The 23936-nt window shown below is 44.0% G+C and carries 26 protein-coding genes, 1 tRNA gene and 1 pseudogene; 12 read left to right on the forward strand and 16 right to left on the reverse strand.

Translation table 11 applies throughout. The features are described 5' to 3' along the window. Positions 1-47 precede the first annotated feature (47 nt). Positions 48-983 (forward strand): DHH family phosphoesterase, encoded by a 936-nt coding sequence (locus tag AC04MN_RS15445; protein ID WP_475384150.1) that lies wholly within the window; start codon positions 48-50, stop codon positions 981-983. A gap of 1 nt (position 984) precedes the next feature. Beyond that, positions 985-1251, forward strand: a complete 267-nt coding sequence (locus AC04MN_RS15450) for a (2Fe-2S)-binding protein (RefSeq protein WP_475384109.1) — start codon at positions 985-987, stop codon at positions 1249-1251. 17 nt (positions 1252-1268) lie between these two features. On the opposite strand, the gene AC04MN_RS15455 is transcribed toward AC04MN_RS15450, so the two are convergent. The 4 genes from AC04MN_RS15455 to AC04MN_RS15470 all read right to left on the reverse strand — a co-directional run bounded on the left by AC04MN_RS15455 (position 1269) and on the right by AC04MN_RS15470 (position 5117). Beyond that, a complete protein-coding gene (locus AC04MN_RS15455; RefSeq protein WP_475384110.1) occupies positions 1269-1682 on the reverse strand; it encodes a (2Fe-2S)-binding protein in 414 nt (137 codons plus the stop codon). Between the two features lie 64 nt (positions 1683-1746). Further along, a complete protein-coding gene (locus AC04MN_RS15460; protein ID WP_475384111.1) occupies positions 1747-2235 on the reverse strand; it encodes a response regulator in 489 nt (162 codons plus the stop codon). Between the two features lie 201 nt (positions 2236-2436). Next, positions 2437-3807, reverse strand: coding sequence for a TIGR01777 family oxidoreductase (locus AC04MN_RS15465; RefSeq protein ID WP_475384112.1), 1371 nt, complete (start codon positions 3805-3807; stop codon positions 2437-2439). Beyond that, on the reverse strand, positions 3804-5117 hold the full coding sequence (locus AC04MN_RS15470) for a cryptochrome/photolyase family protein (protein ID WP_475384114.1): 1314 nt from the start codon (positions 5115-5117) through the stop codon (positions 3804-3806). The genes AC04MN_RS15465 and AC04MN_RS15470 overlap by 4 nt, the downstream gene beginning before the upstream one ends. 63 nt (positions 5118-5180) lie before the next feature. On the opposite strand from AC04MN_RS15470, the gene AC04MN_RS15475 reads away from it, so the two are divergent. Then, positions 5181-6596: an ABC1 kinase family protein gene (locus AC04MN_RS15475; protein ID WP_475384115.1), complete on the forward strand. Its 1416-nt coding sequence runs from the start codon at positions 5181-5183 to the stop codon at positions 6594-6596. A 3-nt stretch (positions 6597-6599) separates the two neighbouring features. Next, the gene (locus AC04MN_RS15480) at positions 6600-7064 is read left to right on the forward strand and encodes a TlpA family protein disulfide reductase (RefSeq protein WP_475384116.1); all 465 of its coding nucleotides are present in this window, start codon (positions 6600-6602) and stop codon (positions 7062-7064) included. 3 nt (positions 7065-7067) lie between these two features. Here the strand turns inward: AC04MN_RS15480 and AC04MN_RS15485 are convergent, their stop codons facing one another. Further along, on the reverse strand, positions 7068-8045 hold the full coding sequence (locus AC04MN_RS15485) for a cation diffusion facilitator family transporter (RefSeq protein ID WP_475384117.1): 978 nt from the start codon (positions 8043-8045) through the stop codon (positions 7068-7070). A gap of 54 nt (positions 8046-8099) precedes the next feature. On the opposite strand from AC04MN_RS15485, the gene AC04MN_RS15490 reads away from it, so the two are divergent. Beyond that, positions 8100-9038 carry a COX15/CtaA family protein gene (locus AC04MN_RS15490; protein ID WP_475384118.1) on the forward strand — a complete coding sequence of 313 codons (939 nt, stop codon included), beginning with the start codon at positions 8100-8102 and terminating at the stop codon, positions 9036-9038. Here the strand turns inward: AC04MN_RS15490 and AC04MN_RS15495 are convergent. Beyond that, a pseudogene (locus tag AC04MN_RS15495) lies at positions 9027-9593 on the reverse strand (LON peptidase substrate-binding domain-containing protein); the annotation flags it as partial. The gene AC04MN_RS15490 and the pseudogene AC04MN_RS15495 sit on opposite strands and share 12 nt — an antisense overlap. A gap of 152 nt (positions 9594-9745) precedes the next feature. On the opposite strand from AC04MN_RS15495, the gene AC04MN_RS15500 reads away from it, so the two are divergent. The 3 genes from AC04MN_RS15500 (at position 9746) to AC04MN_RS15510 (ending at position 11609) form a co-directional block, all read left to right on the forward strand. Then, positions 9746-10057: a helix-turn-helix domain-containing protein gene (locus AC04MN_RS15500; protein ID WP_475381332.1), complete on the forward strand. Its 312-nt coding sequence runs from the start codon at positions 9746-9748 to the stop codon at positions 10055-10057. A 59-nt stretch (positions 10058-10116) separates the two neighbouring features. Continuing rightward, positions 10117-11076: a DDE-type integrase/transposase/recombinase gene (locus AC04MN_RS15505; protein ID WP_475381333.1), complete on the forward strand. Its 960-nt coding sequence runs from the start codon at positions 10117-10119 to the stop codon at positions 11074-11076. Between the two features lie 131 nt (positions 11077-11207). After that, the gene (locus AC04MN_RS15510) at positions 11208-11609 is read left to right on the forward strand and encodes a thiol-disulfide oxidoreductase DCC family protein (protein WP_475384119.1); all 402 of its coding nucleotides are present in this window, start codon (positions 11208-11210) and stop codon (positions 11607-11609) included. On the opposite strand, the gene AC04MN_RS15515 is transcribed toward AC04MN_RS15510, so the two are convergent. Then, positions 11592-12044 (reverse strand): (deoxy)nucleoside triphosphate pyrophosphohydrolase, encoded by a 453-nt coding sequence (locus AC04MN_RS15515; protein ID WP_475384120.1) that lies wholly within the window; start codon positions 12042-12044, stop codon positions 11592-11594. The genes AC04MN_RS15510 and AC04MN_RS15515 overlap by 18 nt on opposite strands. 88 nt (positions 12045-12132) lie before the next feature. Between AC04MN_RS15515 and AC04MN_RS15520 the strand changes: the two genes are divergently transcribed. The 3 genes from AC04MN_RS15520 to AC04MN_RS15530 are packed head-to-tail and all read left to right on the forward strand — an operon-like array spanning position 12133 to position 15031. Beyond that, positions 12133-12861 carry a YoaK family protein gene (locus tag AC04MN_RS15520; RefSeq protein ID WP_475384121.1) on the forward strand — a complete coding sequence of 243 codons (729 nt, stop codon included), beginning with the start codon at positions 12133-12135 and terminating at the stop codon, positions 12859-12861. Then, a complete protein-coding gene (locus tag AC04MN_RS15525; protein WP_475384122.1) occupies positions 12858-14462 on the forward strand; it encodes a Na/Pi cotransporter family protein in 1605 nt (534 codons plus the stop codon). Before AC04MN_RS15520 ends, AC04MN_RS15525 begins: the two co-directional genes overlap by 4 nt. Before the next feature lie 2 nt (positions 14463-14464). Continuing rightward, on the forward strand, positions 14465-15031 hold the full coding sequence (locus AC04MN_RS15530; RefSeq protein ID WP_475384123.1) for a DUF366 family protein: 567 nt from the start codon (positions 14465-14467) through the stop codon (positions 15029-15031). Between the two features lie 48 nt (positions 15032-15079). Here the strand turns inward: AC04MN_RS15530 and AC04MN_RS15535 are convergent, their stop codons facing one another. The 9 genes from AC04MN_RS15535 to AC04MN_RS15575 form a co-directional block, all read right to left on the reverse strand. Continuing rightward, on the reverse strand, positions 15080-15409 hold the full coding sequence (locus AC04MN_RS15535) for a DMT family protein (protein ID WP_475384124.1): 330 nt from the start codon (positions 15407-15409) through the stop codon (positions 15080-15082). After that, positions 15409-16098 carry a 7-cyano-7-deazaguanine synthase QueC gene (gene queC / locus AC04MN_RS15540; protein ID WP_475384125.1) on the reverse strand — a complete coding sequence of 230 codons (690 nt, stop codon included), beginning with the start codon at positions 16096-16098 and terminating at the stop codon, positions 15409-15411. Before queC ends, AC04MN_RS15535 begins: the two co-directional genes overlap by 1 nt. 7 nt (positions 16099-16105) lie before the next feature. Next, complete coding sequence (gene recJ / locus AC04MN_RS15545) at positions 16106-17833, reverse strand: single-stranded-DNA-specific exonuclease RecJ (protein ID WP_475384126.1); 1728 nt, start codon at positions 17831-17833, stop codon at positions 16106-16108. A gap of 9 nt (positions 17834-17842) precedes the next feature. After that, complete coding sequence (gene secF, locus AC04MN_RS15550; protein WP_475384127.1) at positions 17843-18790, reverse strand: protein translocase subunit SecF; 948 nt, start codon at positions 18788-18790, stop codon at positions 17843-17845. A gap of 9 nt (positions 18791-18799) precedes the next feature. Further along, positions 18800-20491 carry a protein translocase subunit SecD gene (gene secD / locus AC04MN_RS15555; protein WP_475384128.1) on the reverse strand — a complete coding sequence of 564 codons (1692 nt, stop codon included), beginning with the start codon at positions 20489-20491 and terminating at the stop codon, positions 18800-18802. Then, on the reverse strand, positions 20491-20829 hold the full coding sequence (gene yajC / locus AC04MN_RS15560) for a preprotein translocase subunit YajC (RefSeq protein WP_475384129.1): 339 nt from the start codon (positions 20827-20829) through the stop codon (positions 20491-20493). Before yajC ends, secD begins: the two co-directional genes overlap by 1 nt. Positions 20830-21000: 171 nt before the next feature. Beyond that, a complete protein-coding gene (gene tgt, locus AC04MN_RS15565) occupies positions 21001-22116 on the reverse strand; it encodes a tRNA guanosine(34) transglycosylase Tgt (RefSeq protein ID WP_475384151.1) in 1116 nt (371 codons plus the stop codon). A gap of 30 nt (positions 22117-22146) precedes the next feature. After that, positions 22147-23184: a tRNA preQ1(34) S-adenosylmethionine ribosyltransferase-isomerase QueA gene (queA, locus tag AC04MN_RS15570; protein ID WP_475384130.1), complete on the reverse strand. Its 1038-nt coding sequence runs from the start codon at positions 23182-23184 to the stop codon at positions 22147-22149. A gap of 172 nt (positions 23185-23356) precedes the next feature. Beyond that, complete coding sequence (locus tag AC04MN_RS15575) at positions 23357-23497, reverse strand: hypothetical protein (protein WP_475384131.1); 141 nt, start codon at positions 23495-23497, stop codon at positions 23357-23359. Positions 23498-23649: 152 nt separating this feature from the next. On the opposite strand from AC04MN_RS15575, the gene AC04MN_RS15580 reads away from it, so the two are divergent. Further along, a tRNA-Leu gene (locus tag AC04MN_RS15580) sits at positions 23650-23734 on the forward strand. Positions 23735-23936 lie beyond the last annotated feature (202 nt).

Consider the following 23936-nt stretch of genomic DNA (forward strand, 5'->3'; position numbering starts at 1 on the left):
GAGTTTTTCTGGAGCAACTCAAACAGATCATCGGCTCGTCCCAAAAAATAGTACTTAGCACGCATAAACAATGTGATGGCGATGGCCTGGGCGCGCAGATGGCCCTGTATTTCGCACTTAAAAAAGCAGGCAAGGATGTTCGAATTATCAACGTCGATTCGACACCTCGAAAATACCGATTTCTGAAGCCAGATAATTACATTCAGTACTTCGAATCAAATCCTGCCGTTGAAAACAATATTGATTTAGTCATTATTTTTGACACCAATGATGAAAGACTTTTAAATCCTCTTTTCCCTGAACTTAAAAAGCACAGCAAAAAAATCGTCTTCATTGACCACCACCCTGTTCTGTCACAGGGCCCTCAACCAACTCCAGAGTCTTGGATCGACACCAGCTGTGCGAGCACAGGAGAAATGGCCTATAAATTAATCAATCATTTAGGCATCGCTCTAGATAAAGAAATTGCCACCGCACTTTACACATCGATCACCTTTGATACCCAGCTTTATCGATACATTCGCAACAGCCCGACATCTCATTTGATTGCCGCAGAACTTTTAGGACATCAAATCGATACCGAAGAAGTACACCGCCACCTGTTCGGCAACCACACCATCAATAAAATAAAATTCTTGGCGATGGCCCTAGGTCAAATCGAGTATCACAATAATGGTCTTTTGGCTTTTCTAAAAATTCGCGATGAGGATATGATTCGCTTCCAACTGGAAATGGACGAATCCCGAGATATCATTGATATGATTATGAATATCGAATGTATCGAAGCTGCTGTTTTAGTGCGTGAAGATGCTAGCAATGCTTTCAAAATTAGTTTGCGCTCTAAAGGACGGATAAAAATTCTACCGGTAGCGGAATCCATCGGCGGCGGAGGACATGCCTTTTCAGCCGGCGCTTTTGTTAAAGGCGATTATAATGAAATTAAAAAATCTTTGATCGAATCTATGAGTCGGTGTTTTCAGTAAAATGAACAATCCCTACTCTAAGGATCAAAAAAAACACTCCAACCAAAGAACTCGCAAAGAGATTATCTGTCGCTGCAATAATGTTTCCAGGGAAACAATCGAAAATGCCTTCGAAAATGGATGCCACACCTTAAATGAAATTTTTGATGCAACAACCGCTGGAGTGGGACCTTGCGGTGGCAGCTGCCGTCGTAAAATTGGTCCTATGTTGGAAAAATATCTTTTAGATAAAAAAACTAAAACGACCCCAGAGGGGTCGTCTACATAAATCCACTTTTGCGCTCCCTACTTGCGTCGATAACGAATAATACTTTCAACATCTGGTCGACAAGTTCCACAGCTGGTACTAGCTAAAGTTTCTCGCTGAATCTGTTCGACGCTGGACGCCCCCGCCACGATTGCCTGATCCACTGTGTGGGTGCTTACGGTTCGACAATGACAAACCTCATCGTGAGAATATGGAAACTGCCACTGACCAGTGACTTTAAGAATCAGTTCGCGAATTAACATCGACCCATGATCGTTGCCATCTGGTATAGGCCACTTTTTTACATCAGCGCCAAAATTCTTTCTTAACAACGCCATTTGCCGCGTGATCTCTAGACAAGCTTTCACCCGACCTGATTCAAACACGCCCTGCTCGTTGTACTTCACTTCAATTGAATCACGGCCATCAAGGCCTACACGAAAAAATCCCATTCAATTATCTTAACTGAATGGGATTTCTGATTAAAGACCAGATTTAACCTAAAACACGGAGACTCTATTTTCTAGAGGCATTGACGACCTGAAACAATCCAATCATGCGCTGCTGACGTTTCACAACGGGACTACCCTCGCCGTATTGTTTAATAAGGTTTTGCAAATCGTGCTCTCGAGTTGCAATTTCTAGAACCCTGAAGACAGCTGTCCGCACCGTCTCGGTTGTATATGGTTTTTCGACAAAATCATGCACGCCTAGGCGTAAGGCTTTCATCAAATCGGCCTTGTCAGCGGTCCCAGACGCAAGAATGACAGGAATATTCTTCCCCTCAGCCCGAAGCTTTGTGATTAGCTCTAAACCATCAAAACCTGGCATTTTAATGTCCGAAAAAATTAAGTCAGGCTCTTGCTCTTCTAAAGCAAGATACGCCGATATTCCGTCTACAGCAGTAATCACATGCTTAAAATCTAAAGATAAAATTTCTTTGAGGCTTTCCAAAAGATCCAAATCATCTTCAACCACCAAAACGCGCGAATCTAATGTGTTCATTGCTTCCCCTAGTTTTATGAACTTTAAACAATGCTAATATAAGAACACATCGAATCCAACAGTTGGCTCATATTTTTATCAATTCTAAACTATGCGCTGGACTGAATCCCCTTTTAAGACAGCTAAAAAGAAACAGAGTCGTAGTTTATGACAAAATTAAAACACTATCTTGATAAACTATCGGGAATTCACAAACTAAGCCTAGTTAATATACTGTTTCAGGTTTAGAAAGCCTAAGATACTTTCTCGTCTGTAACTAAAAATGGCTCCCACATCGCGACGAACCATCCAGTAACCACCTAGCCAACCTAAATATCCCAAGGGCAATCGATAGCGAACACGATCAATCATCAATGTTCCGCCAGGAACTGATTTAAAACTATGGGTGTGATGCCAAAGCGAATAGGGTCCTTTCAATTGATTATCAACAAACTGAAAAGGTGGCTGCCAATCAGCGATTTCGGTCAACCATCTCATCGGCAAACCATGTACTTTGAGTTGATACTGAATCAAGGTTCCTTTAACGACTTCCGGTGTGGAAACCTGTTTAATATTAAAATTCAACAAGGGTGGGGTTATCTTTTCAAGATTGTGAGCATCGGCGAAGAATTTAAAAACCTCTTCGATCGGCAAAGGCAAAAACTGCTCGGCATACATCACCTCCGAGGTCCCCCTCCGATCACTCAAACAATCCTTCAATGCCTCCCGAATATCAGCAAATTTGAAACTAAACTTTTTGCGCAATAGAAACTCTGGAAAAACTTTTTGTGAATCCAAAACCAAAGAACTCATTTCGCCAAGGACCGTTTTTAAAACGAACGACGGTACCGCCGGCACCAATCCCCTTTGAAGCTCGTCCGCCAAAACCCGACTAAAGTGTGCATTTTGAACAGGGTCTGGACTGACCGCATTGATCGCGCCTCGAACTTCTTCAGACTCAAGAGCATGCAAATAAATTTGAACCAAATCCTTAATATGAATCCAGCTCATCCATTGCCGACCACTACCTAGGATAGCTCCGACCCCCGCCTTGAATGGCAAGATCATTTTATCTAAAGCACCACCCGCTGGTGCCAACACTAAACCCGTACGCACCAGGACCGTTCTGGCTTTAGCCCGAGAGGCCTCGAACTCCCAATCTAAACAAACTTTCGATAAAAAACCCTGGCCCGCCGAACTGCTCTCGTTTAGCGACTCATCACTTCGGTGACCGTAAAATCCAGTTGCCGAAGCGCTAATAAAAGTATGCACTGACGAAGGAAGACTCTGAACAAGATGCCGAGTTCCAACAATTCGACTATTGTAGATTCGCTCTTTCATCGCCGCATTCCATCTCCCTCCACCGACATTTTCACCGGCCAAATGAATGACGGCTTCGATCCCTTCTAACTTGGTCGAGCTTAAGGGGGCTTGTTCTAGATTGGCCTCGATAAAAGTGGCCTTGAAAGGAACTTCCAAAAATGCTTTCCTCTTAGAGCGAGTCACAACAACCAGCTCGTGTCCTTTATCAACTAAAGCCTTGCCAAGTTCTTTACCAACCAAACCCGTTGCACCAGTGATTAAAATTTTCATGAGCTTTTCCCCTTCAATGCCAATGTATAGGCCTGTAGGCATCGGCCTCGCGCCTCGTTGTGATCAATAATAGGTTTGACGTACCTAAAACCGCCGTATTCAGGCACCCATTTTTTAACATACTTCAAATCGGGATCAAATTTCTTCATCTGAGTTTCCGGATTAAATATTCGAAAATATGGAGCCGCATCACAGCCCGAACCTGCAGCCCATTGCCAATTTCCATTATTCGCCGAAAGATCGTAATCTAAAAGCTTACTGGCAAAGTAACGTTCCCCCTCGTACCAATGAATTAAAAGATGTTTGGTTAAAAAACTTGCTACGATCATACGAACACGATTGTGCATGTGCCCAGTTGCGTTCAGCTCCCTCATGCCAGCGTCAACTATAGGATAGCCCGTCTGACCTTCTTTCCATCTTTGCAAGTCCGAGCCGCTACTACGCCAGGCAATTTTGTCGTACTCCCGACGAAACGATTCTTTTTCAACATGAGGGTAATGCCAAAGAATCTGCATAAAAAAGTCTCGCCACACAAGCTCGGACAAAAAAGTCTCTGAAAGCTTTCGACCTTCCCGTGCCAGCTCGCGAACGCTCAGAGTGCCAAACCTTAAATGCAATCCTAAGCGCGACGTCCCCTCCTCGATAAAAGGAAAGTCTCGTTGTTCAGCATACTTTTTTAACAACTGAGACGAGATCTCTAGAGGGGGAAACTCTAACGTGGATTCCTTAAATCCCATTTGATCCAAAGAAAGCCAATACGACTCATGGGAAGTCTTACGCAGTGAAGATAGATACAGATCAACGGGATAGGACTTAAGATAGAAGTCATTCAACTTGGAAAACACGTTTTTCTTATAAGGAGTGTAAACCGTGTAGGGACGTTGATTGCCCGTCAGGATTTCATCTTTTTCAAAAAGTGTTTGATCTTTGAAGGTCTTAAATACAACCCCCTTAGAAGCCCATAATTTCTGAATTCTTTCATCTCGGGCTCGCGCATAGGGCTCATAGTCGTGATTGCAATAGACAGAGGCAATTTGATATTTGCTGGCAATCTCTTTATGGACCTCTTCTGGGCGACCAAAAAACACCCACAGATCAGCCCCCATGGCTCGCAACTGCCCTCTCAGGTTCTCGAGAACTTGGTAAATAAAGGTGACTCGAGAATCCGTTCGCTCTAGTTTAGAAAGAATCTCTGTATCAAAAATGAACAAGGGTTGAACCTGCGACTGCTCTTTAAGAGCATGAAAAAGAGCCGCATTGTCTTCTATACGAAGATCTCGCCTCATCCAATAGAGTGTGATTTTAGACATAGATTCAACCTCAATTTCGATTTAAGTTTAATAAGTTTTAAACTTCAGGTAAAACTTAAAGCAATGACGAACTCTAAAGATGACAAAAAGCAAAATTCTAAAGTTTCAAATAAAGACGGCTTAGATCGAATCAAATCTTCGGTCTTTTCTCGCAGTTTGGCTATGGCAAAGCTTACTTTGTCGACAGGCGCCAAGATGGCGGGGCACGGACTAACGAGCGTCGGCAAATCTTCGGCAGATAAAAAAGAAAACTGGAAAGAGTTTTTAAAGTCTCAGGCTGGAGTTTTCAGTTCTGAACTTGGCGAACTTAAAGGGTCTTTGATGAAAGCTGGTCAAATGCTATCAATGTATGGAGAGCATTTCCTGCCGCCCGAGGCCAATGAGCTTTTGAAAAGCCTGCAACAAGACTCGCCGCCTTTGAAATGGTCAGCAATTGAACCTATCTTGCAGAAGCATCTTTCGCCAGAATTGCTGGCAGAACTTGAAATCGAAAAAGAAGCATTGGCTTGCGCTTCGATGGGACAAGTTCACCGCGCCCGTATAAAATCAACCAACGAAAGTATTTGCTTGAAGATTCAGTATCCCGATGTCGACAAAGCCATCGACAGTGATTTGCGAGCAATAAAGACTCTTTTAAATGTTCTAAAACTCCTCCCTAAGGACATCAGCTTAGACCCCGTCTTCGAAGAAGTGCGCGAGATGTTGAATCAAGAGTGTGATTACAAGATGGAAGCTGATTTAACCGAAGAGTACGGAAAACTTCTAGAGAAAGATGCACGCTTCATTGTCCCCCGAGTTTACCGCCGCTATTGTTCGGGAAAAATTCTGGCCACGTCCTTCGAAAGAGGCCTTCGAGTAGACGATTCCTTAATTCAGAACCTCCCCCAAGAACGCCGCAATAAACTAGCCCAGTCTTATTTAGATCTGTATTTTAAAGAACTTTTCGACTGGGGTATCGTGCAAACGGATCCACACAACGGAAACTATAAAATTCGCGTCAACCCCAACGGTCAAGACCAAATTGTCTTACTTGATTTTGGAGCCACTCGTAAGTACGAACAGAGCTTTTTAGGCCCCTATTGCCAAATGGTCAAAGGCTCGTTGATTAACGATAAAGAGTTTTTCCTTAATGCAGCTAAACAACTGGGCTTCGTTCAAGACTCTGACGATCCTCGCCTAATTAAGGTATTTGAAGAGTTCTGCTTTGAAACCGTAGAACCCTTTATTGCCTACGAAGATCCTAGGAACAATCACGGCCAAATTGCCGCAGATGGAACTTATGATTGGAAGAATACCGACCTCCCCAACCGCCTTTCAAAAAAGGTCTTTCAAATTATAAGAGAGTTCACTTGGCGAACGCCGCCAAAAGAAATACTCTTTTTAGATAGAAAAACTGGCGGTGTTTTTATCTTTTTATCGGTCCTTCGAGCGAAGATAAAAGGAAGAGACCTGCTGCTCCCCTACATTGAAAGAATATAAGTTATGAAAAACCAAATGAGTGCATTTTGCCTTGCAAGCCTGATTCTGGTCGGAAATGCCTTTGCCTCCGATGCAACTCTTAACTTCCCCTACGATCTTGCCAACTCTACCTTTGATTCTAAAATTCCAAAAAACAAAAAGCTTTTTGTAGATTTTTGGGCATCTTGGTGCGGACCTTGTAAGGAAAGTTTTAGTGAGTACAATGCTATTCAAAAGAAGTTTTCAAATAAAAATATTGAATTTATAGCGATCAACGAAGATAACGTTAAGGCCGACGCTGAAAGTTTCTTAAAGAGCAATCCCCTCGCCCTGATGGTCTACTATGATAAAAATCGAATCCTGGCACAAGAACTAAAAGTCAAAGCCCTTCCAACTCTTTTTATTTTTAATGCGGATGGAAGCCTCAAGCTTCGCATCCAAGGCTTCCATAAAAACCGCCTCAAAGAAATCGAGTCTGCCCTAGAGTAGCTGCTATTTGGGTTCGTGCTGGGGATCTTCGCAGTGAGTCTCTGTCGTTTCGACTTCGATCGTCGCCTCAACAATACCGAACTCCTTCAACGCCTTTTTTAAGGTCGCCCGGACTTCATCAACACGCGATTGGTCTGTACCAGAGGCCACAACCACGTGCCCAGTAAAGACATGCTTTTCTCCATCCAGACTCCAAATGTGCAAATGATGGGCACTCAACACTTGCGGAGTTTTTAGAATGACTGCCTCGATATCTCCGATCAGAACCGAACTTGGCGAGGCCATTAAGAAAACTTTTAAAGCTTCGCGAAGATTTCTAAACACATTGAACGATATCCATAAAGCTAAAACGATCGCCAAACCGGCGTCGATCTGCGGAAGATTGAAAAGCTTCATTAGAATGGCACCGATAAGTACCAAAACCCAACCCATCAAATCCTCGAGCATATGCCACATCAGCATTTTCTCGTTCAGACTTTCACCCTTCGACACCTTCCATGCCGCAAAACCATTTACGGCAACCCCTAAAACCGCCAAGACCAACATCCCCGTCGTATTCGGAGTTTGCGGGGTAAACAACCGCGGAACCGCTTCGATGATTATAAAAACCGAACCGATCAGTAGAATCATCCCGGTAATGATGGCTCCGAGCACACTAAAACGGCGATAGCCGTATGAATATTTAGCATCGCTCCCTTTTTGCGAATATTTCTCTAGGATTAATGCCAACAACAGAGCAAAAGAATCTCCGAAATCATGAAGGGCATCACTCAGAATCGCCACCGAATTAAAAAGATATCCTCCGATCAACTCAATAATGGCAAAACCCAAGTTTAAAAATAATGCAAACCCCATACGCCCACTGGCCCCATGATGATGGTGGTGGTGGTGGTGCCCATGATGATGGTGATGACTATGACCACTTTTAGAGTGATTATGACTGCAAGCGCCGGAATGCGTGTGTTCGTGATTTTTACCCATATATTTGTTAAAGCTCATCTACATCAATGAAGTCAACTCTAGAGAGGTGTTTAAATGCAATCTAGTTGCGATCAAACAAAAAAAGTAGATGCCAGAGCCCAACAAGACACCCTGAAGAAGTGGGCCGCATTTATTTTCTTTTACACCTTACTAGTTATTCTTTGGGGTGCCTGGGTGCGAATTTCCCACTCTGGAGATGGCTGTGGCGACACTTGGCCTCTTTGCGGAGGCAAACTGATCCCCGAAGCTCAACGTGGAAAAACATGGGTCGAATACGGTCATCGCTTGATGTCAGGTATCTATGGTATTCTTATTGCCTACTTTTGGTGGAAATGCCGAAAAAGTTTAAATAGAAATTTATTAGCATATCGCGCTTCTTTGATGACGTTTATTTTTACTATATCTGAAGCGCTTTTAGGAGCAAAACTGGTCATCTTTGGATTGGTTACATCGAACGACACACCTTTTCGAGCTTTTGTCATGGCACTTCACCAAATCAATAGTCTTTTATTGTCGGGAGCTATCGCGATCTGCTGGGTTGCCTTAGAGGCTGGAGACAGCTCTCTGAAAATAAAGAATTTCTTTAAGTCTCAAACTCTTTGGATTCTTGTTTTTGCGGTCACGGGCGCCTGGGCCTCCCTTTCAACGACTCTATTCCCTTCGGAGTCTTTGTTATCTGGATTAATGAATGATTTTTCGGGCGACGCCCACTATTTGGTCCGACTTCGAATTCTCCACCCGCTCGTTGCGTTGAGTGTTGGTGGGTTTTTGATTTACAGACTTTGGAAAAACAATTTAGATCAAAACAATTCAGAACTTGTTCGCAAGGTCTCGGGGCAAACTGCTTTGGCATTCTTAATCGCCATCGCATTCGGCGCCAGCACTCTACTTGCGCTGTCGCCAACTTGGATGAAATTGATCCACTTAGCAATTGCCCACACGTTGTGGGCCCTTCTTATAAGATGGACATTTATATACAAATCAAGCCGATAACTCGTTGGACTCTAGCAAGCGAACCAAGGTCCATACTTTGTTATTGATATTGTCCTCTTCTAGTAGGTACTGCTGAAGATCATTATCACGAACCAAGTAAGCACAAAAATGTCCAACGATGTCTTGGGGAGTCTTTAATTTACTCATAAAGATCTCTCTCTGCATTGGATCTGCGACGTGATGATGAACCCAGCGGCGAAGAACACGATAAAGACCCGCAAGAACTTCAATATTACGATCCTCAAGAAGAGAATTTTCCTCTATCGCAACACCTTCACAAACAAGAAACGGGTGCTCGGTCCCCGGCTTAATACGATCAATACGCATTTTGCCTTGTGCCTGAATCATCACAAGCAAGCTGCCATTATTCTTTTCATCGACAATGATGGGCCGGCCATAACCTGCGATCTCTCGGGTGCCGTCTAAACTGCGCCCATCCATCGCACTCAACCCTATTATCGGATCTTCTACAAACACCAAAGCCACAGGAGTTCCCGTTCTTACGGACTCTTTAATCATCTCGACATAGCGAGCCTCAAAGACATTTAATGGCTTCGCGGTCGATGGTGTGCTGTCCGGGCTCGTTCGTCACAGATGGCGGGATAATTTAAGTCAAAAAAGTGTGCGGATTTTGAGCTAAGTAGCTGAAATCTCGAAGGTAGCCCTAGTTCTCAAAGGAGAACAAACCATGATACAAAGGGGTCACAATGAGCGAAGCAAAGAAAAAGCGGACAAGAAGATCAGCAGAGAAAATGGCGGAGTTGGTGTTAGAGGCCGAACGCCTGGGCGCAAGCGCCGTTTGTCGCCGAGAAAACATTGCGCCAGCGCAACTCTCGCGTTGGAAGCAGAAGTTCCTTCAAAGCGGGATTGCGGGTCTAAAAGATATCAAGCGCGGTCCAAAGCAAAAAGAAGATCCAGCGATGGCAGAACTCAAAGCCGAAAAAGAAGTGCTGGCTCAAGCCTTACTCGAAACTTCAATAGAACTCGCTGCAATGAAAAAAAAGAGTCGCTTGGTTTAGAGGGGCCACTATATGGCCGTCATTTGACCAAGGATCAACGAGAGGCCCTCCGGGCCTTCGTGGATGAGCATATTAAGCATCACTCAGTAAAGAAGATTTGTGATGCGCTTGAGGTGCATCCTCGGTCGTATTATCGATGGAAGGAAAATGGCTTAAAGGAGAATCACGGTGGCGGTGGCGGCCAAAACAAGATCACACCGAAAGAAGAAAAGGCCGTGGTAAGGCTCGCCAAGAAAAATCCCGACTGGCACTGCCGACGTATTGCTTACCACTTAGAGAAAAACGCCAAGGCTTTCATTGGTAAAACCAAAGTCGCCGAGATTATGAAGGCCCACGGCCTGAATCATCCGTTTGAACAAAAGCCGCCCAAGCTCATCGTCCCACCAGAGGACATGCTGTTGCATGAACCTTGGCGAAGTAATCTAATCTGGGGGATGGATTGGACGTGGGTCAATGTGAACGGCAAGTTTATGTTTTTACTCGTGCTGCTTGACTGGCACTCAAGAAAAATCCTGTCTTGGGGCCTTTATCACAAAATCACTCAACACGAAGTGGTAACAGTTGTCACTGAAGCCGTTGCCAAAGAGCGCATTGATTTTTTGCCGCATGGGGCACTTCGTCCAATCGTCGTTGCCGATCATGGCAGTGCTAATACGGCGGCTTATACCAAGAACAACATCGAGATCCAGGGGTTGAAGCTATGGCTCAGTGGCATCGGTAGACCCACAGGCAATGCTCGCACAGAGCGAGTCATCGGCACGTTAAAGAGAGAAGAAATTTATCTTCAAGAACAGTACGAGAATGAAGAGGTGGCTCACAAGTTGATCGGGGCAAAGATCTATGACTACAACTTCCACCGGCCCAATCAAGGCAACGGTGGCTTTGCCCCGAACTCCGTTCATCACCAAGGCCGCTACGAACTAATGAAGCGAAGAGAAAGGGCTAGACAGAAAGCCCAAGAACTGAGAAGAAAACACTGGGAACAGGATCAGTCACCTTCAAACACAGTGTTGACTTAAACTTCAGCCCACTCTGTGCGGGGGTTGCTCGGACAGGACAATGGAAACAATGTGACGTTCATAATGGGAAACACAAAAACTTCCATGACAAATCCTCTCGTTAACCCCATTATAGTAGGAAAGGAAGCAAGATGGCCTCAAATCACTGTAATGTTCTTTTTTTTGATGGAGTATGCAATCTCTGCAATAATTTTGTAGATTTTTTGATCCGTCATCAAAGATCAAACAAAGTTTTTTTTGCTTCTTTGCAAGGAATAACGGCTCAAAAAATGCTTTCTGAAGAACAATACAGGAGCCTAAATACTGTTGTTTATCATCGAAACGGAAAAAATCTCATCAAGAGTCAAGCCGCACTTTACGTTATTAACGACGCTGTCAGCTGGGGATTTTTGTTAATGCCTCTGCTGCTTTTCCCGCGATTTTTTCGGGATTTCGTTTATGATATGGTGGCCACACGCCGCTATAAAATATGGGGGAAGCGTGATAGCTGCAGACTCCCCACGACTCATGAAAAATCATTTTTCTTGGATTAAACAATTTTCTTTTATTTGTCTCACAAAGGGACGATCGGGCTCTGATAGCCCCTCTTCACTCAAGTCTTGAATCGGCAGCCATCGCTGTCCGTCGTGCTCGGTGAGCACTATGTCGTCGCGTCGAGTTTGTGGAGCAAGCTTACAAAGATACAAATGCAAGTGAATCATTTTGTTATTCGAAGAACCACTGGATGAACTGCTGCCGATTTGCTGAAAAAGATGTTTGTGTTCGCCAATCTTGCTTTGAATAATAATCGAAATGCCAAGCTCTTCAGTAATTTCACGATGCAAAGCGGTCTCGAAACTTTCCTCATGCTCGAGCTTGCCACCCGGGAACTCCCACTCCCCTGCACCGCTTTGACCTGGACCTCGACGAACGATAAGAATATCCAGACCTTCGACGATAGCCGCAGCAACCACAGTAATTAATTTCAAACAGAACTCCTATTTTCCTTTTTAAAATAATGCCTAAATTCGCATTAACTCTAACGAATTTTAAGCTAAATGACGATAAACTCAATGCATGTTTTCAAAGAATAAAACACTCTCTCATTACTCTGCCGAAAATGCGACCATTTGGGGTTCGATGGCATTCCAAGCCGGAGCTATTAATATCGGCGGCTTTCTAGCCTGCCACCGCTTTGTCTCGCACACTACCGGATTTGCGACAATGTTCGCCGCCGAAATGGTTCAGGCAGACTGGGTCACTGCGGCTGGCCTACTCTCTGTCCCGGGATTTTTTTTAATAGGAGCTATGCTATCCGCATTTCTTGTAGATACTCGCATCCAAAAGGACCAACGGCCTTTGTACTCTTTGGTCTTTTTTATTCTTTCGGCCCTATTAATTTCCGTCGCCTTGCTTGGCGTCTTTAACAAGTTCGGCGAATTTGGCGCACCTGCAAATATTTATGCCGACTACTTTCTTTTAGCGACTTTGTCTTTTGCTTGTGGGCTCCAAAATGCCACGGTCAGCTCGGCCTTCGGAACGGTGGTAAGAACCACCCACTTAACAGGCATCACTACGGATCTAGCCATCGGAGTTATTCGCATTCTGCGGCACGCTCATAAACTGAACACTCGCCAAAACGAAATACGAGCCAATACGATGAGAGCCTCAATTATAGGTCTTTTTGTATTAGGCTCGGGTCTGTCTGCGTATATTTATCTTCACGCACAGTATTGGGGCTTTCTCATTCCCGCAAGTGTTGCTATGATACTCTTTTTCTGGAGCCTCAGCGAGAAATCAACATGATAGATACTGGCAATTCATTTTTTATTATACTTCTTAGTGGTATCGCTTTTTTCCTTTACGGAATGAGTCTTTCTAATTCTTCCCTTGAAAAAATCATGTCTGGAAGAATCACAGGACTTCTCAACAAACTAGCCCAGTCAAATTTCTTAGCTATCGGCGTTGGTGTGATCCTCACCACATTGATGCAGAGTTCGGGAGCTGTCACTTCGATGTTGGTAGGTCTAGGCTCTGCTCGTGTTATCAGTCTTCCTCAGGTTATGGGTGTGATCATTGGAACGGCTATTGGAACAACTCTTACAGTTCAATTGATCTCTTTTGATCTCGGCGTCTATGCGCTTCCCCTCTTTGTGATAGCGTTTGCCTTTTTTTTGAAGGCGAAGAAAACTCTTTTTAAAAACATCGCCCAGGTCTTCATGGGATTTGGCCTTTTGTTTTTAGGCCTCAAGATGATCAGCCTAGCGTCTCATCATTTTGTTGAAAATCCACTTTTAACCGATGCCTTTCAGTCACTTCGGGACAATCCTGGTTATTCAATTTTGGCTGCGATTGCATTTACTGCTGTTGTGCAAAGCTCTGCAGCCACAATTGGTCTTGCCATGTCACTGGCTGCGGTTAAAGCGATCAGCCTGTACGATGCCATGCTTTGGGTATACGGTGCCAATATCGGAACCACTTCAGTTGCATTGATTGCTGCGGCAACTTCGAACTACATTGGTCGCCAAGTTGCCTGGGCTCACTTTTTTTACAAAACCGTCAGCGTCTTAATTTTCTACCCCTTCACTCATCTTTTTATCACTTTCCTCACAAGCTTCGAAACAACAATCCCTCGCTATGTGGCAAATGGGCATTTCTACTTTAATATTTTCTCGGCGATCATATTTTATCCATTCATCAAGCCAGGCGCTCGGTTGATTGAAAAACTGGTTCCAAAGGATCAATCCGATGTCTTTGGAACTGAATTCGTAAACATGAACACTTACCAAAGTTCGGCAGTAGCTATTTCTTATGCCCAGCGAGAGATTTTACGAACGGCAGATATTGTTCTTTCTATGATTCAAGACTCCCTGAAGGCCCTAGAAACAGGCGCAGATCCTGCCATTATTCACTCGATCAAAGAACGCGATAATAAAGTCGATTTTCTGTACCGAGAAACAAAAATGTTTTTACTAGATCAGGCCAACAAATCCAATACAGTGGTTCACCAGAACATTATGAATATGATTATGTTCTTAAGTGATCTTGAAAGGGCCGCGGATGCTATTGATATTAACATCAATGCTCTGGCCGTAAAAAAAGGCGCCCTTAAGTTACACTTTTCGGATGAGGGCTGGGCCGAGATTAAAAAAATGCACGAAGAACTTGTTAAGGTGGCTGCTATGGCGATTTCGGCATTTACTAATCGCGAGCTTTGCCCTGACGTAATTCAGCTTAAACGCGACTTAACAAAAATAGAAATTCAGTTCCGCGAAAACCACATCTCGCGCCTGAATCGTGGCATCGCAATGTCTATCAATACAAGCTCGATTCACTTAGACCTTCTCAGTGAATTCCGCCGTATTGGCTCTTTGCTTTGCAATCACGCCTATAACAACGGGAAATAAGCATGAAGACTCTGTTCATCAAAAATGAATTTGCTTATGATGGTAGCCAGCTTCGTTCGTTGTATGCCTATCTAGAACATCGCCTACTTGGACCCTCTATAATATCATGGATAGGCTCATGCTCGATACCTTTTGAGCATATGGCCGACGGGGAAGACTTGTTAGCGCAGTCGCCGATTCAAGGCGATAAAATGCTTCACTTTATCATCGAAGTCTTCGATAAAGATCTATTTTCCGGCGTTAGTCTGCAGCGCTTATTTGCATCTATTTGCAAAGACTATGTAGAATCCCGCTCTAAGAACCCCCAGATTAAGAGCCTTCGCCGAGACGGTGACGATATTTACTTTAACAAGCAAAAACTCTCGATCAGTATCGCCTCAAGATCCCCGGTTTCTATTATGATTCATTTTGCCATGAACATAACCAATGAAGGCACACCAGTTTCCACCCTGTGTTTAAATGATCTAAACTTAGATCCACACACCACAGCCCAAGATTTAATGTCATTATTTCAAAAAGAATACATGGAAATCGTCGAGGCAACTCAAAAGGTAAGACCCCTACCTTAAACAAAGAGTTCGCATCCTGCTTGTAGGTCAACAAAATGAAGAAATACTTTATCTAAAGATAAAGTAAACGGCCCCCACCAAACATAGCCCAGCCCAAAGGTAGTCCAATTTTAGACCCTCATTCATGTAAAAAACCGAGAACCCAGCAAAAACGATCATCGTGATCACTTCCTGCAGAATTTTAAGTTGGGGCAAGCTAAAATAACCAGAGCCGATGCGGTTGGCAGGAACCTGCAAACAGTATTCAAAAAAAGCAATTCCCCAACTCACTAAAATAACAACCCACAAAGCAGAATCTTTATGGCTCTTCAAGTGCCCGTACCAAGCAAAGGTCATAAAAATATTAGACAAAAACAATAAACCTATAGAGGACAGCATCAAACTCCTCCTTTAAATAATAAGTGAGCATCAACTTCCGCCGCTACAAAAGCTCGATTTGCTCGCTGGCAGGATTCGCACTGTCCACACCACTTTTCTTCAGCTAAATAACATGGCCAAGTCAGATGCCAAGGAACATAAAGAGACTCACCAAGTTCAACAATTTGTGTTTTATTCATGCCGGTCGTAAAGCAAGTCGCTTCAACTTGATTAGATGTTGAATACGAAAAACTTCGAGTCAAAGAGCTCAAAAAAGCTTCCGAATTATCAGGAAAGGTCGTAGCCTCTTCAATGTTAAATCCTGGAATGACGTACTTTGCATCCAGGCTCTCGGCAAATCCCGCGGCGATATTCAAAAATATTCCATTGCGATTAGGAACCCAAACTGACTTCGCTGTCGATTGACTCTTTGAAAGATCATCAATTGAAACTTCATTCCCCACGGGAACAGCGCCCGCATTGAGTAAACTTGATTTTCCAAAATCCTTAAACCAAGTTAGATCAACGATCTTATGCTCTACTTTAACTTGTCGACAAATCTTCTTGGCCGATTCAAGCTCTTTGGCAGAGGCCCTCTGTCCATAATTAAAACTTAGAGCCAAAACAACTTCAAACTGTTCAAGTGCTTTATAAAGATTGACCGTCGAATCTAGGCCCGACGACAACAATACCACTGCCTTCTTTTTCATATTTATTTTAAGCCTCTGCTATACGAATATCTTTAACTAGTAACTGAATACTTTCTTTACCACCAAAGTAATTCCATTGAAGCTCGCCCAAGATATCAAAAAGCAAAGCCCCGGAATTTATCACTTCTACCTGACGAGCAATCGGGCTGAATAAAAGCGCCTCGATCACCAATGAAGAATTTAACGGAGAGGTCAGCTTCAAACGGTAGTGCCCCCCTCGAAGCTCTTTCTTGTTCACCAACTGAACTTTTCCAAAACGTAGAACTGGAACTTCAAACCCCGCACCAAAAGGTCCCACGAAATCATACCACTTCATCAAAGTAGAGTTGACCTCAGCGAGTTCTGCCTCTGAATCATAAAGAACCTCAAGTTTTTTAGGTTTTGATTCTAAATTTGTGAAGTAATCCACTAAACAATCGATCACATCATTCATGCGAGGAGCATGAGTCTCGAACCCTGCAGCTGCAGAATGTCCGCCAAAACGATTAAGAACTTTTTCCGCAGAGGTCAGGGCTTCAACTAAGCAAATCTCGGAACCATTAGGAACGCGCGCGCTTCCCACTAAGCTTCCATCACTACTGATCGACCCCACAAAAGCGGGCTTATTAAAACTTTGACTTAACTTTGTCGCTATAAGCCCCACCACTCCGCGATGGAACTGAGTGGACGCTACAAATACAAAATCTTTATGCGGCCAGGACTTTAACAAAGACATTGCTTCATTCTCTGCATCGGACTGAAGCTGGACTCGATTGCTATTATTCTCTAATACAAACTCAACAATATCTTCGGCCTTTTGATGATCGGTTTCTAAAAAAATATCGATCGGCAAAACACCGGATTCCATTCGCGATAGCGCATTCAACTTAGGTGCAAAACGAATAGCCACGTCCTGGGATGTTAACGGGCGCCCAGTCAAATCCAAGGCTTTTAACAAAGATAATAAGCCCGGCCTTTTAGTTTCAGCTAACTTAATTAAACCATGCTTTACTAAAACTCGATTATCATCGACCAACGGTACCATGTCCGTTAAAGTTCCAATCGTAAAAAAATCTAAAACTTCTTTTAGATCCCACGGCCGATCCTCTAATCTTGAATCGTCACGGAAGGCACGCCGCAGGGCTCGCAATAGATAAAAAGCAACCCCAGCCCCACATAGATATCCTAAGCCTGAACTACAAGTTCCCTTGTTGGGATTCACAATCGTTAACGCTGGAGGTAAAGTATCAGCCGGCAAATGATGGTCGGTGATGATAACATCAACACCTAGTTTATTGGCTGTCTCGACAGCTGGATGAGCCGTAATACCAACATCCACTGTGATAATTAAACTCACACCTTGTTTTGCCAACTCCTCAACGGCCGAAGCATGAAATCCATACCCTTCGGACAAACGCTTTGGCTGATAAGCAAGCACTTCGGGAAAACCCATCAACTCCATACCAGACTTTAACAACGCTAAACCACTGGTTCCATCAAGGTCAAAGTCAGCATAAATACAAATTTTTTCATTTTTCAGAAAGGCAGCTACGATACGGTCTACAGCCGTTTGCATCCCATCTAAAGTGTAGGGATCTTTAAGCTCTTGAATTTTAGGATTTAAAAGACGATCAACCTTATCAGATTCGATGAAGCCGCGAGATGCTAAAATTCTAGCAATCAAGGCAGGATAAGGTCCCGCCATGATTTGTTCATTGCTATCGTTTATATCTCGCGCCTTCCAACTTGGGCTCATTTACCCTTCTTAAGCTGCTTTATTTAAAAGCTTTAACTTCTCCATTAACATAACCAAAGGAGCTGCTACGTAAATCGAAGAATAAGTACCGAAGAAAATACCAATACAGATCGCAAATGCGATGTCAGCAACTGTTCCACCGGCAAAAACATAAAGACAAAGAGCCGATACGAAAGTTGTTCCCGATGTAATCAACGTACGAATCAACATGTCATTAATAGATTTATTAATAACAAATCCGATTCCCTTGCTGTGGGCTTCACTTTCGGTCTCACGAATACGGTCAAAGACGACAATCGTATCGTTCAACGAGAAACCGATAAGTGTCATAATCGCTGCCAATGTCGGCACGTTCACTTCTTTACCAATCGCTACGAAAATCGCCAATGTGATCACAGCATCGTGGAACAAGCAAAGGACGGCGCCTGGCGCGTATTTGTAATCAAATCGAAGACCAACGTAGATCAAGATAACAAGCAAGCAGTAAAATACCGCCAAAAAACCATTTTTCTTAAGCTCGGCCCCCACTTGAGGCCCCACAGTGTCAACTCGGCGAATATCTGCACCTTTATCAGCCAAACTACCGCTTGTTAAACCAGTCTTACCCGCTTCGATAGAAGCATTTAACTTATCGTTTGTTTCTTTATCTGTGGCTCCCTTTTCACCTTGGAAACGGATCACAAACTCAGAACCTTCGCCGAAAGCTTGCACGGAGGCATCTTTCAAACCAGCTTTATCAATAACTGTGCGAACTTCTTCAATAGCAACTTTTTGCGCGTACTTCACTTGAATCTCGGTTCCTCCACGGAAATCAATCCCCCAAGAAATACCGTGCACAGCAAGATAGATCAAAGAAGCCAAAGTGAAAATCAAAGAGATACCGCCAAAAAGCCAAACTTTTCCAACAAAATCAAAACGGCCAGAACCTTCTCTATTATTATGAGTATTCTTAGTCATCATCATCACCTATACCGAAAGCTTTTTAACGTTAAACTTGTAAACCAAAGTATCAACAATCACTTTGCTGACAAAAACGTTGGCAAACAAAGTCGTCGCAATACCAATCAAAAGAGTCACCGCAAAACCACGAACAGGTCCTGTTCCGAAGTACAACAAGACAACTGCAGTCGCCGCTGTTGTGACGTTAGCATCAATAATCGCACTCATCGCGCGGTTATAACCTTCACGAATGGCCGCTTTCCAGCTCGCCCCTCCGCGAAGTTCTTCACGGATACGCTCGTTAATAAGAACGTTCGCATCGACCGCAAAGCCCACTGTCAAAGCAATACCCGCAATACCAGGCAAAGTTAAAGTGGCACCAAAGCTAGTCAACAAAGCAAAGATCGAGAAAATGTTAAGTCCCAAAGTTAGGGCCGAAACTGTTCCCATTCCTTTGTAATAAACAATCATAAACAACAGAACCAGTGCGGCTCCAACGAAAGAACCCATCTTAGCCTTATCAAGAGCATCCGCTCCTAAGGTTGGACCAACACGTCTTTCTTCCAATTGCTCTAGGGAAGCAGGCAATGCACCAGCACGAAGAGCCGTTGAGATCATCTTTGCTTCATCCATCGTTTTATTACGATCACGACCACCACCTAATGTGATCACTGCCGAACCACCAGCAATACGATCGCGAATTGATGGCGCAGATTTAACAACTTTATCTAGAACAATCGCCATCTGACGACCAACATTTGAACCCGTCAGTTCTGCAAACTTGTTAGCTCCTACAGAGTTGAACTTCAAAGTAACTTCTGGGGCTCCATATTGATCGTAACCAACAGCTGCATCATCCAAGTCCGCGCCACCCAATCCCGTGTCTTGTTTTAACAAGAACGGAATAGAGCCGACTTCCATCGATTTTGCATTCTCGGCCTTTTCAAAATAAACCAATGTCTTTGCAGGAATTTTACCCTCAAGATCCTTATTAAGCTTAGCTACATACTCGGAGTACTTCGTGTTCTCCATATTGTAACCACCAGCTTTTTCAGCCTCGGTAATAAGCGCCTGCAACTGTTGAGGTTGCATCTCAGTGCTTACGATCATGAAATCAAGTTTGGCTGTCGTGTTAATCAAAGACTTCGCACGTTCCGCATCGGCCATACCTGGCAACTGAATCAAAATGCGGTTATCACCTTGCTGAGTGATAGAGGGTTCAGCAACCCCAAACTCATCGATACGGTTACGAATCGTTTCGATCGACTGCAAAATAACACGATTTTTATAATCCATTAAATAAGCATCGTAATAACGGTAGGTGATTGAAGCATCTGTTGAAGTCACTTCCTGAAGTACCGTTCCGTGTTTATCCGTGAAAAATTTTGAAATAGCCGACTTTGCTTCAGGAGCAAAAGAAACTTGCAGCTCGCCCATTCCGGCATTTGTTGCTTTTACCTCGGCCTGTAGATTTTCTTTCGTCATTTCGGCCTTCAAAGAAGCTACCAAACGATCCGTTGATTCCCCAACAACACCTGCTACGTCAACACCCATAACTAGATGCAACCCACCTTGAATATCCAAACCGTAGTTAAGCTTGGACTTTGATGGCCACCATGTTTTTTCGGTGTTCAACATGTTTGGAGCTACCCAAATAATAGCTAATACGATTCCGAGAACTGCTAAGATTGTTCTCAAACGTAAGTTTGAAGACTCCATTATTTTTTCTCCTCAGTAGTTGATGTAGCCGCTTTCTGAGAACCAGCAATCTGACTGCGTAGAACTTTAATGCGAACTCCATCGGCAATTTCTAAAGTCACTGCCGTCTCGGTCAGTCCCTCGATTTTTCCAAAAATGCCACTTGCTAAGACCACTTCGTCGCCTTTTTTAAGATCCGAAATGAATTTCATTTGTTCTTTTTGTCGTTTCGCTTGAGGGCGAATAACAAATAAATACATCACTCCGAAAATAAAAACGAAGGGAAGAACCATCTCTAACATTGATGGTTGCTGGGGGGCACCTGCTGCTGCCTGTGCGTAGGCGGTTGACAAAAACATGATGTAAGACCTCCATAGAATCTCTGAAATTAAACTTGACCATCAAAGCATCCAGGAATCAATATTTAAGTCTAGCTGCTTATTTACTTTGCGCGTCAGAGGCGGACACGAAAAAGCCGGGGTTTATTCCCGGCTACCTATGACGCTTCTTTTACCACTCTATCGACTTGCTTATTGTTCTTTACGAATAAATCGCGACAAACACCAATCACGGAACTCTTCCCAGCGACCTTGCTCTATCGCCTCTCGGGATCTTTCCATCAGTTTCATATAGAAGTAGATATTATGGATGGTGTTTAAACGACCCCCTAAAATCTCCCCACTTAAAAATAAATGCCGTAGATAAGCTTTTGAATAGTTGCGGCAAGTATAGCAATCGCATTCTGGATCGAGCGGAGAAGAATCTTCTTTATACTCACTGCGCTTAATGCTGACTTTACCACTCCACGTGTAAATTGTCCCATTGCGCGCAACACGAGTCGGCATAACACAGTCGAACATATCAACGCCCGAATCGATAGCGATAATAAGATCGGTCGGAGTACCAACCCCCATCAAATAACGTGGTTTATTTGCCGGCATTTGGTGCGCCACCAGAGGAAGCAATTCATGCATTAAGTGAATGGGCTCGCCCACTGAAAAACCGCCTAAAGCATAACCAGGCAAATCCACAGAACAAATTTGTTCCATCGACTTCATACGGTATTCATAAGAGAGTCCGCCCTGCACGATTCCAAACAGCAAAGATTCTTTACGAGTCATGGCCTCTTTCGAGCGAAGCAGCCAACGGTATGTTAGATCCATCGACGAATTAATTTGCTCGGGAGTTGCTGGGTACTGCAAACATTCATCAAAAGCCATAATGATGTCAGACCCAAGATCCATCTGAATTTCCATCGACTTTTCAGGTGAAATAAAATGCTTGGCCCCATCCAGATGAGAACGAAACTCGACACCTTCTTCAGTCATCGTGCGAAGTTGGGATAGCGAGAAAACTTGAAAGCCGCCCGAGTCGGTCAAGATCGGACCATGCCAATTCATAAACTTATGAAGACCACCTTGATTTTTTATAATTTTCTCGCCAGGACGCAAATGCAAGTGATAGGTATTACCCAAAACAACCTGAGTCCCGCACTCCTTCAGCTCCTCAGGAGTCATCGCTTTCACAGTGGCCTTTGTTCCGACAGCCATAAATACAGGAGTTTGAACCGGACCGTGCGCAGTCATCAAAGTCGCTCGGCGAGCCTTCCCTTGAGTCGCATGAACTTTAAACTCACCTAACTTCATTTCTGTATTTACCGTACTCACAAGAACTCCTTAACTTTCCTTGGCCTTATTCACTGGAAGCCAAACCGAAAGATCGCCATAAGAAAAGAGCCGGAACTTTCGCTCAATCGCCCAGCGATAGCAAGTCTTAACTCGATCTAAAGAAGAAAATCCAGCCACTAGGGCCAATAATGTACTCTCGGGCTGATGGAAATTCGTCATTAAGCGATCCACAACTTTCCATTGATACCCAGGCTGAATCAAAAGCCTGGTGAATCCCGAATAATCCCCAGCTTCAGAGCAAGCCAGCAGGCCTTGGGCCGCACTTTCCAACGTCCGCACGCTCGTGGTACCCAAGGCCCAAATATTCTTCCCTTCGGCCTTTTGACGCTGAATGAGCGCCCACACGTTTGCTGGAATCTCGGCATACTCTTCGTGCATTTCATGATCATTCAAGTCTTCGGCTGTCACGGGTAAGAAAGTCCCCAGCCCCACATGCAAAGTGACCTCTGCAACATGAACTCCTTTTGCCTTTAGGGCCTGAATATCTTGGGCAGAAAAATGCAAACTAGCGGTCGGCGCTGCAAAACTACCTGGCTTTGCTGCCCATGCAGTTTGATACCAACTCTCGTCGGCATCTACCGTGTGACGATCCTGCCTTGCTTTTTGAATATAGGGGGGCAGCGGAAGTTCGGCCACTTTTTGAAAATAGTCCTCAGAAACCGACTCTGACAATCGCACCCACTGGGGACGCCCCTTTTGGATGAGTGTCATCCGAACCCCCAGGGGAAGCTCTAAAGACTCACCGACTTTATATTTTTTTGATGGAAAAAGAACTTCCCAATCTGTGGCGTTTTGTTGTTTCAAGAATAAAATCTCGACGTCGCCCGCAAAGACCCGCCTTTTCAAAACCTTCGTGTTATTCACCACCAAAACATCGCCGACGGGAATGCGATTCAGAAGCTCTGAAAAAGGGATTTCCTGAGGTTCATCATCGATTGCATCCACCCACATGACTCGGGACGGATGCTGAGGTTGAGTCGCTACTAGCTCTTCTGGGTATTCAAATTGAAGGTCGGTGATTTTCATAAGGCAGAGGTATAATAAAAAAGCGGGGGCTTGTCACCCCCGCCAGGCTTTACACAGGGAACCACCAAACCTGTGCAAAACCTTGAAGCTTGTCATAAAACACCCATCCTAGGCATTTTTTGATTTTTCTCTAGCGCCAGCATCCGTGCTGGCTATTGAGGAGCCAAGTCCGTTAGGCCCCTTTTGATCGATATCGCACCACTGCTGCTTTTAAGTTTTCTTCTCGCTTATCTGAAACTGCAATCCAGAGGGAAGAGACCACAATTCCAGAATAGAGAGTGCAAAAGAGTGCGATAATTTGAAGATCGGCCATCCTTGGCTCCTTGTCTGAAGCATCCTTGCTTCTGTTAATAAGACTGATAGCCCCGCCAGAGGGGTTAAAATTTGCGGAAAAAATAAGCATAAATAATTTTTATTGGAGCTATAGTTGACTGTTTCTAGGCTCACCGCTAATTTAAATCCTGCGCGCGGGTGGTGGAATTGGTAGACACGTACGTTTGAGGGGCGTATGCCGCAAGGCGTGAGGGTTCAAGTCCCTCCCCGCGCACCAACCTAAATTGTTTTTGCTAATAAAAATAGATACTTGGCCGACTCTGGCAAGCACTGGTAGTAAAAAAGTAGTAAAGTTTTTAAGACTTCCCCCGAGAATCATTTCTGACTCCCCGAAAAAGACTTTTTCATAAGTTCCATTATGTCGGAACTCTTCACATGAGTATATGTCTGCTGGTACTCCTGTAAAGACATATCAAGCA

The sequence above is a fragment of the Bdellovibrio sp. ZFWA1 genome, from assembly GCF_056175665.1.

Coding starts and splice junctions, on each gene's coding strand:
- AC04MN_RS15450 (WP_475384109.1), top strand. CDS start 985: ATGAACAATCCCTACTCTAAGGATCAAAAAAAACACTCCAACCAAAGA.
- AC04MN_RS15455 (WP_475384110.1), bottom strand. CDS start 1,682: ATGGGATTTTTTCGTGTAGGCCTTGATGGCCGTGATTCAATTGAAGTG.
- AC04MN_RS15460 (WP_475384111.1), bottom strand. CDS start 2,235: ATGAACACATTAGATTCGCGCGTTTTGGTGGTTGAAGATGATTTGGAT.
- AC04MN_RS15465 (WP_475384112.1), bottom strand. CDS start 3,807: ATGAAAATTTTAATCACTGGTGCAACGGGTTTGGTTGGTAAAGAACTT.
- AC04MN_RS15470 (WP_475384114.1), bottom strand. CDS start 5,117: ATGTCTAAAATCACACTCTATTGGATGAGGCGAGATCTTCGTATAGAA.
- AC04MN_RS15475 (WP_475384115.1), top strand. CDS start 5,181: ATGACGAACTCTAAAGATGACAAAAAGCAAAATTCTAAAGTTTCAAAT.
- AC04MN_RS15480 (WP_475384116.1), top strand. CDS start 6,600: ATGAAAAACCAAATGAGTGCATTTTGCCTTGCAAGCCTGATTCTGGTC.
- AC04MN_RS15485 (WP_475384117.1), bottom strand. CDS start 8,045: ATGGGTAAAAATCACGAACACACGCATTCCGGCGCTTGCAGTCATAAT.
- AC04MN_RS15490 (WP_475384118.1), top strand. CDS start 8,100: ATGCAATCTAGTTGCGATCAAACAAAAAAAGTAGATGCCAGAGCCCAA.
- AC04MN_RS15500 (WP_475381332.1), top strand. CDS start 9,746: ATGAGCGAAGCAAAGAAAAAGCGGACAAGAAGATCAGCAGAGAAAATG.
- AC04MN_RS15510 (WP_475384119.1), top strand. CDS start 11,208: ATGGCCTCAAATCACTGTAATGTTCTTTTTTTTGATGGAGTATGCAAT.
- AC04MN_RS15520 (WP_475384121.1), top strand. CDS start 12,133: ATGTTTTCAAAGAATAAAACACTCTCTCATTACTCTGCCGAAAATGCG.
- AC04MN_RS15525 (WP_475384122.1), top strand. CDS start 12,858: ATGATAGATACTGGCAATTCATTTTTTATTATACTTCTTAGTGGTATC.
- AC04MN_RS15530 (WP_475384123.1), top strand. CDS start 14,465: ATGAAGACTCTGTTCATCAAAAATGAATTTGCTTATGATGGTAGCCAG.
- AC04MN_RS15535 (WP_475384124.1), bottom strand. CDS start 15,409: ATGCTGTCCTCTATAGGTTTATTGTTTTTGTCTAATATTTTTATGACC.
- queC (WP_475384125.1), bottom strand. CDS start 16,098: ATGAAAAAGAAGGCAGTGGTATTGTTGTCGTCGGGCCTAGATTCGACG.
- recJ (WP_475384126.1), bottom strand. CDS start 17,833: ATGAGCCCAAGTTGGAAGGCGCGAGATATAAACGATAGCAATGAACAA.
- secF (WP_475384127.1), bottom strand. CDS start 18,790: ATGACTAAGAATACTCATAATAATAGAGAAGGTTCTGGCCGTTTTGAT.
- secD (WP_475384128.1), bottom strand. CDS start 20,491: ATGGAGTCTTCAAACTTACGTTTGAGAACAATCTTAGCAGTTCTCGGA.
- yajC (WP_475384129.1), bottom strand. CDS start 20,829: ATGTTTTTGTCAACCGCCTACGCACAGGCAGCAGCAGGTGCCCCCCAG.
- tgt (WP_475384151.1), bottom strand. CDS start 22,116: ATGAAGTTAGGTGAGTTTAAAGTTCATGCGACTCAAGGGAAGGCTCGC.
- queA (WP_475384130.1), bottom strand. CDS start 23,184: ATGAAAATCACCGACCTTCAATTTGAATACCCAGAAGAGCTAGTAGCG.
- AC04MN_RS15575 (WP_475384131.1), bottom strand. CDS start 23,497: ATGGCCGATCTTCAAATTATCGCACTCTTTTGCACTCTCTATTCTGGA.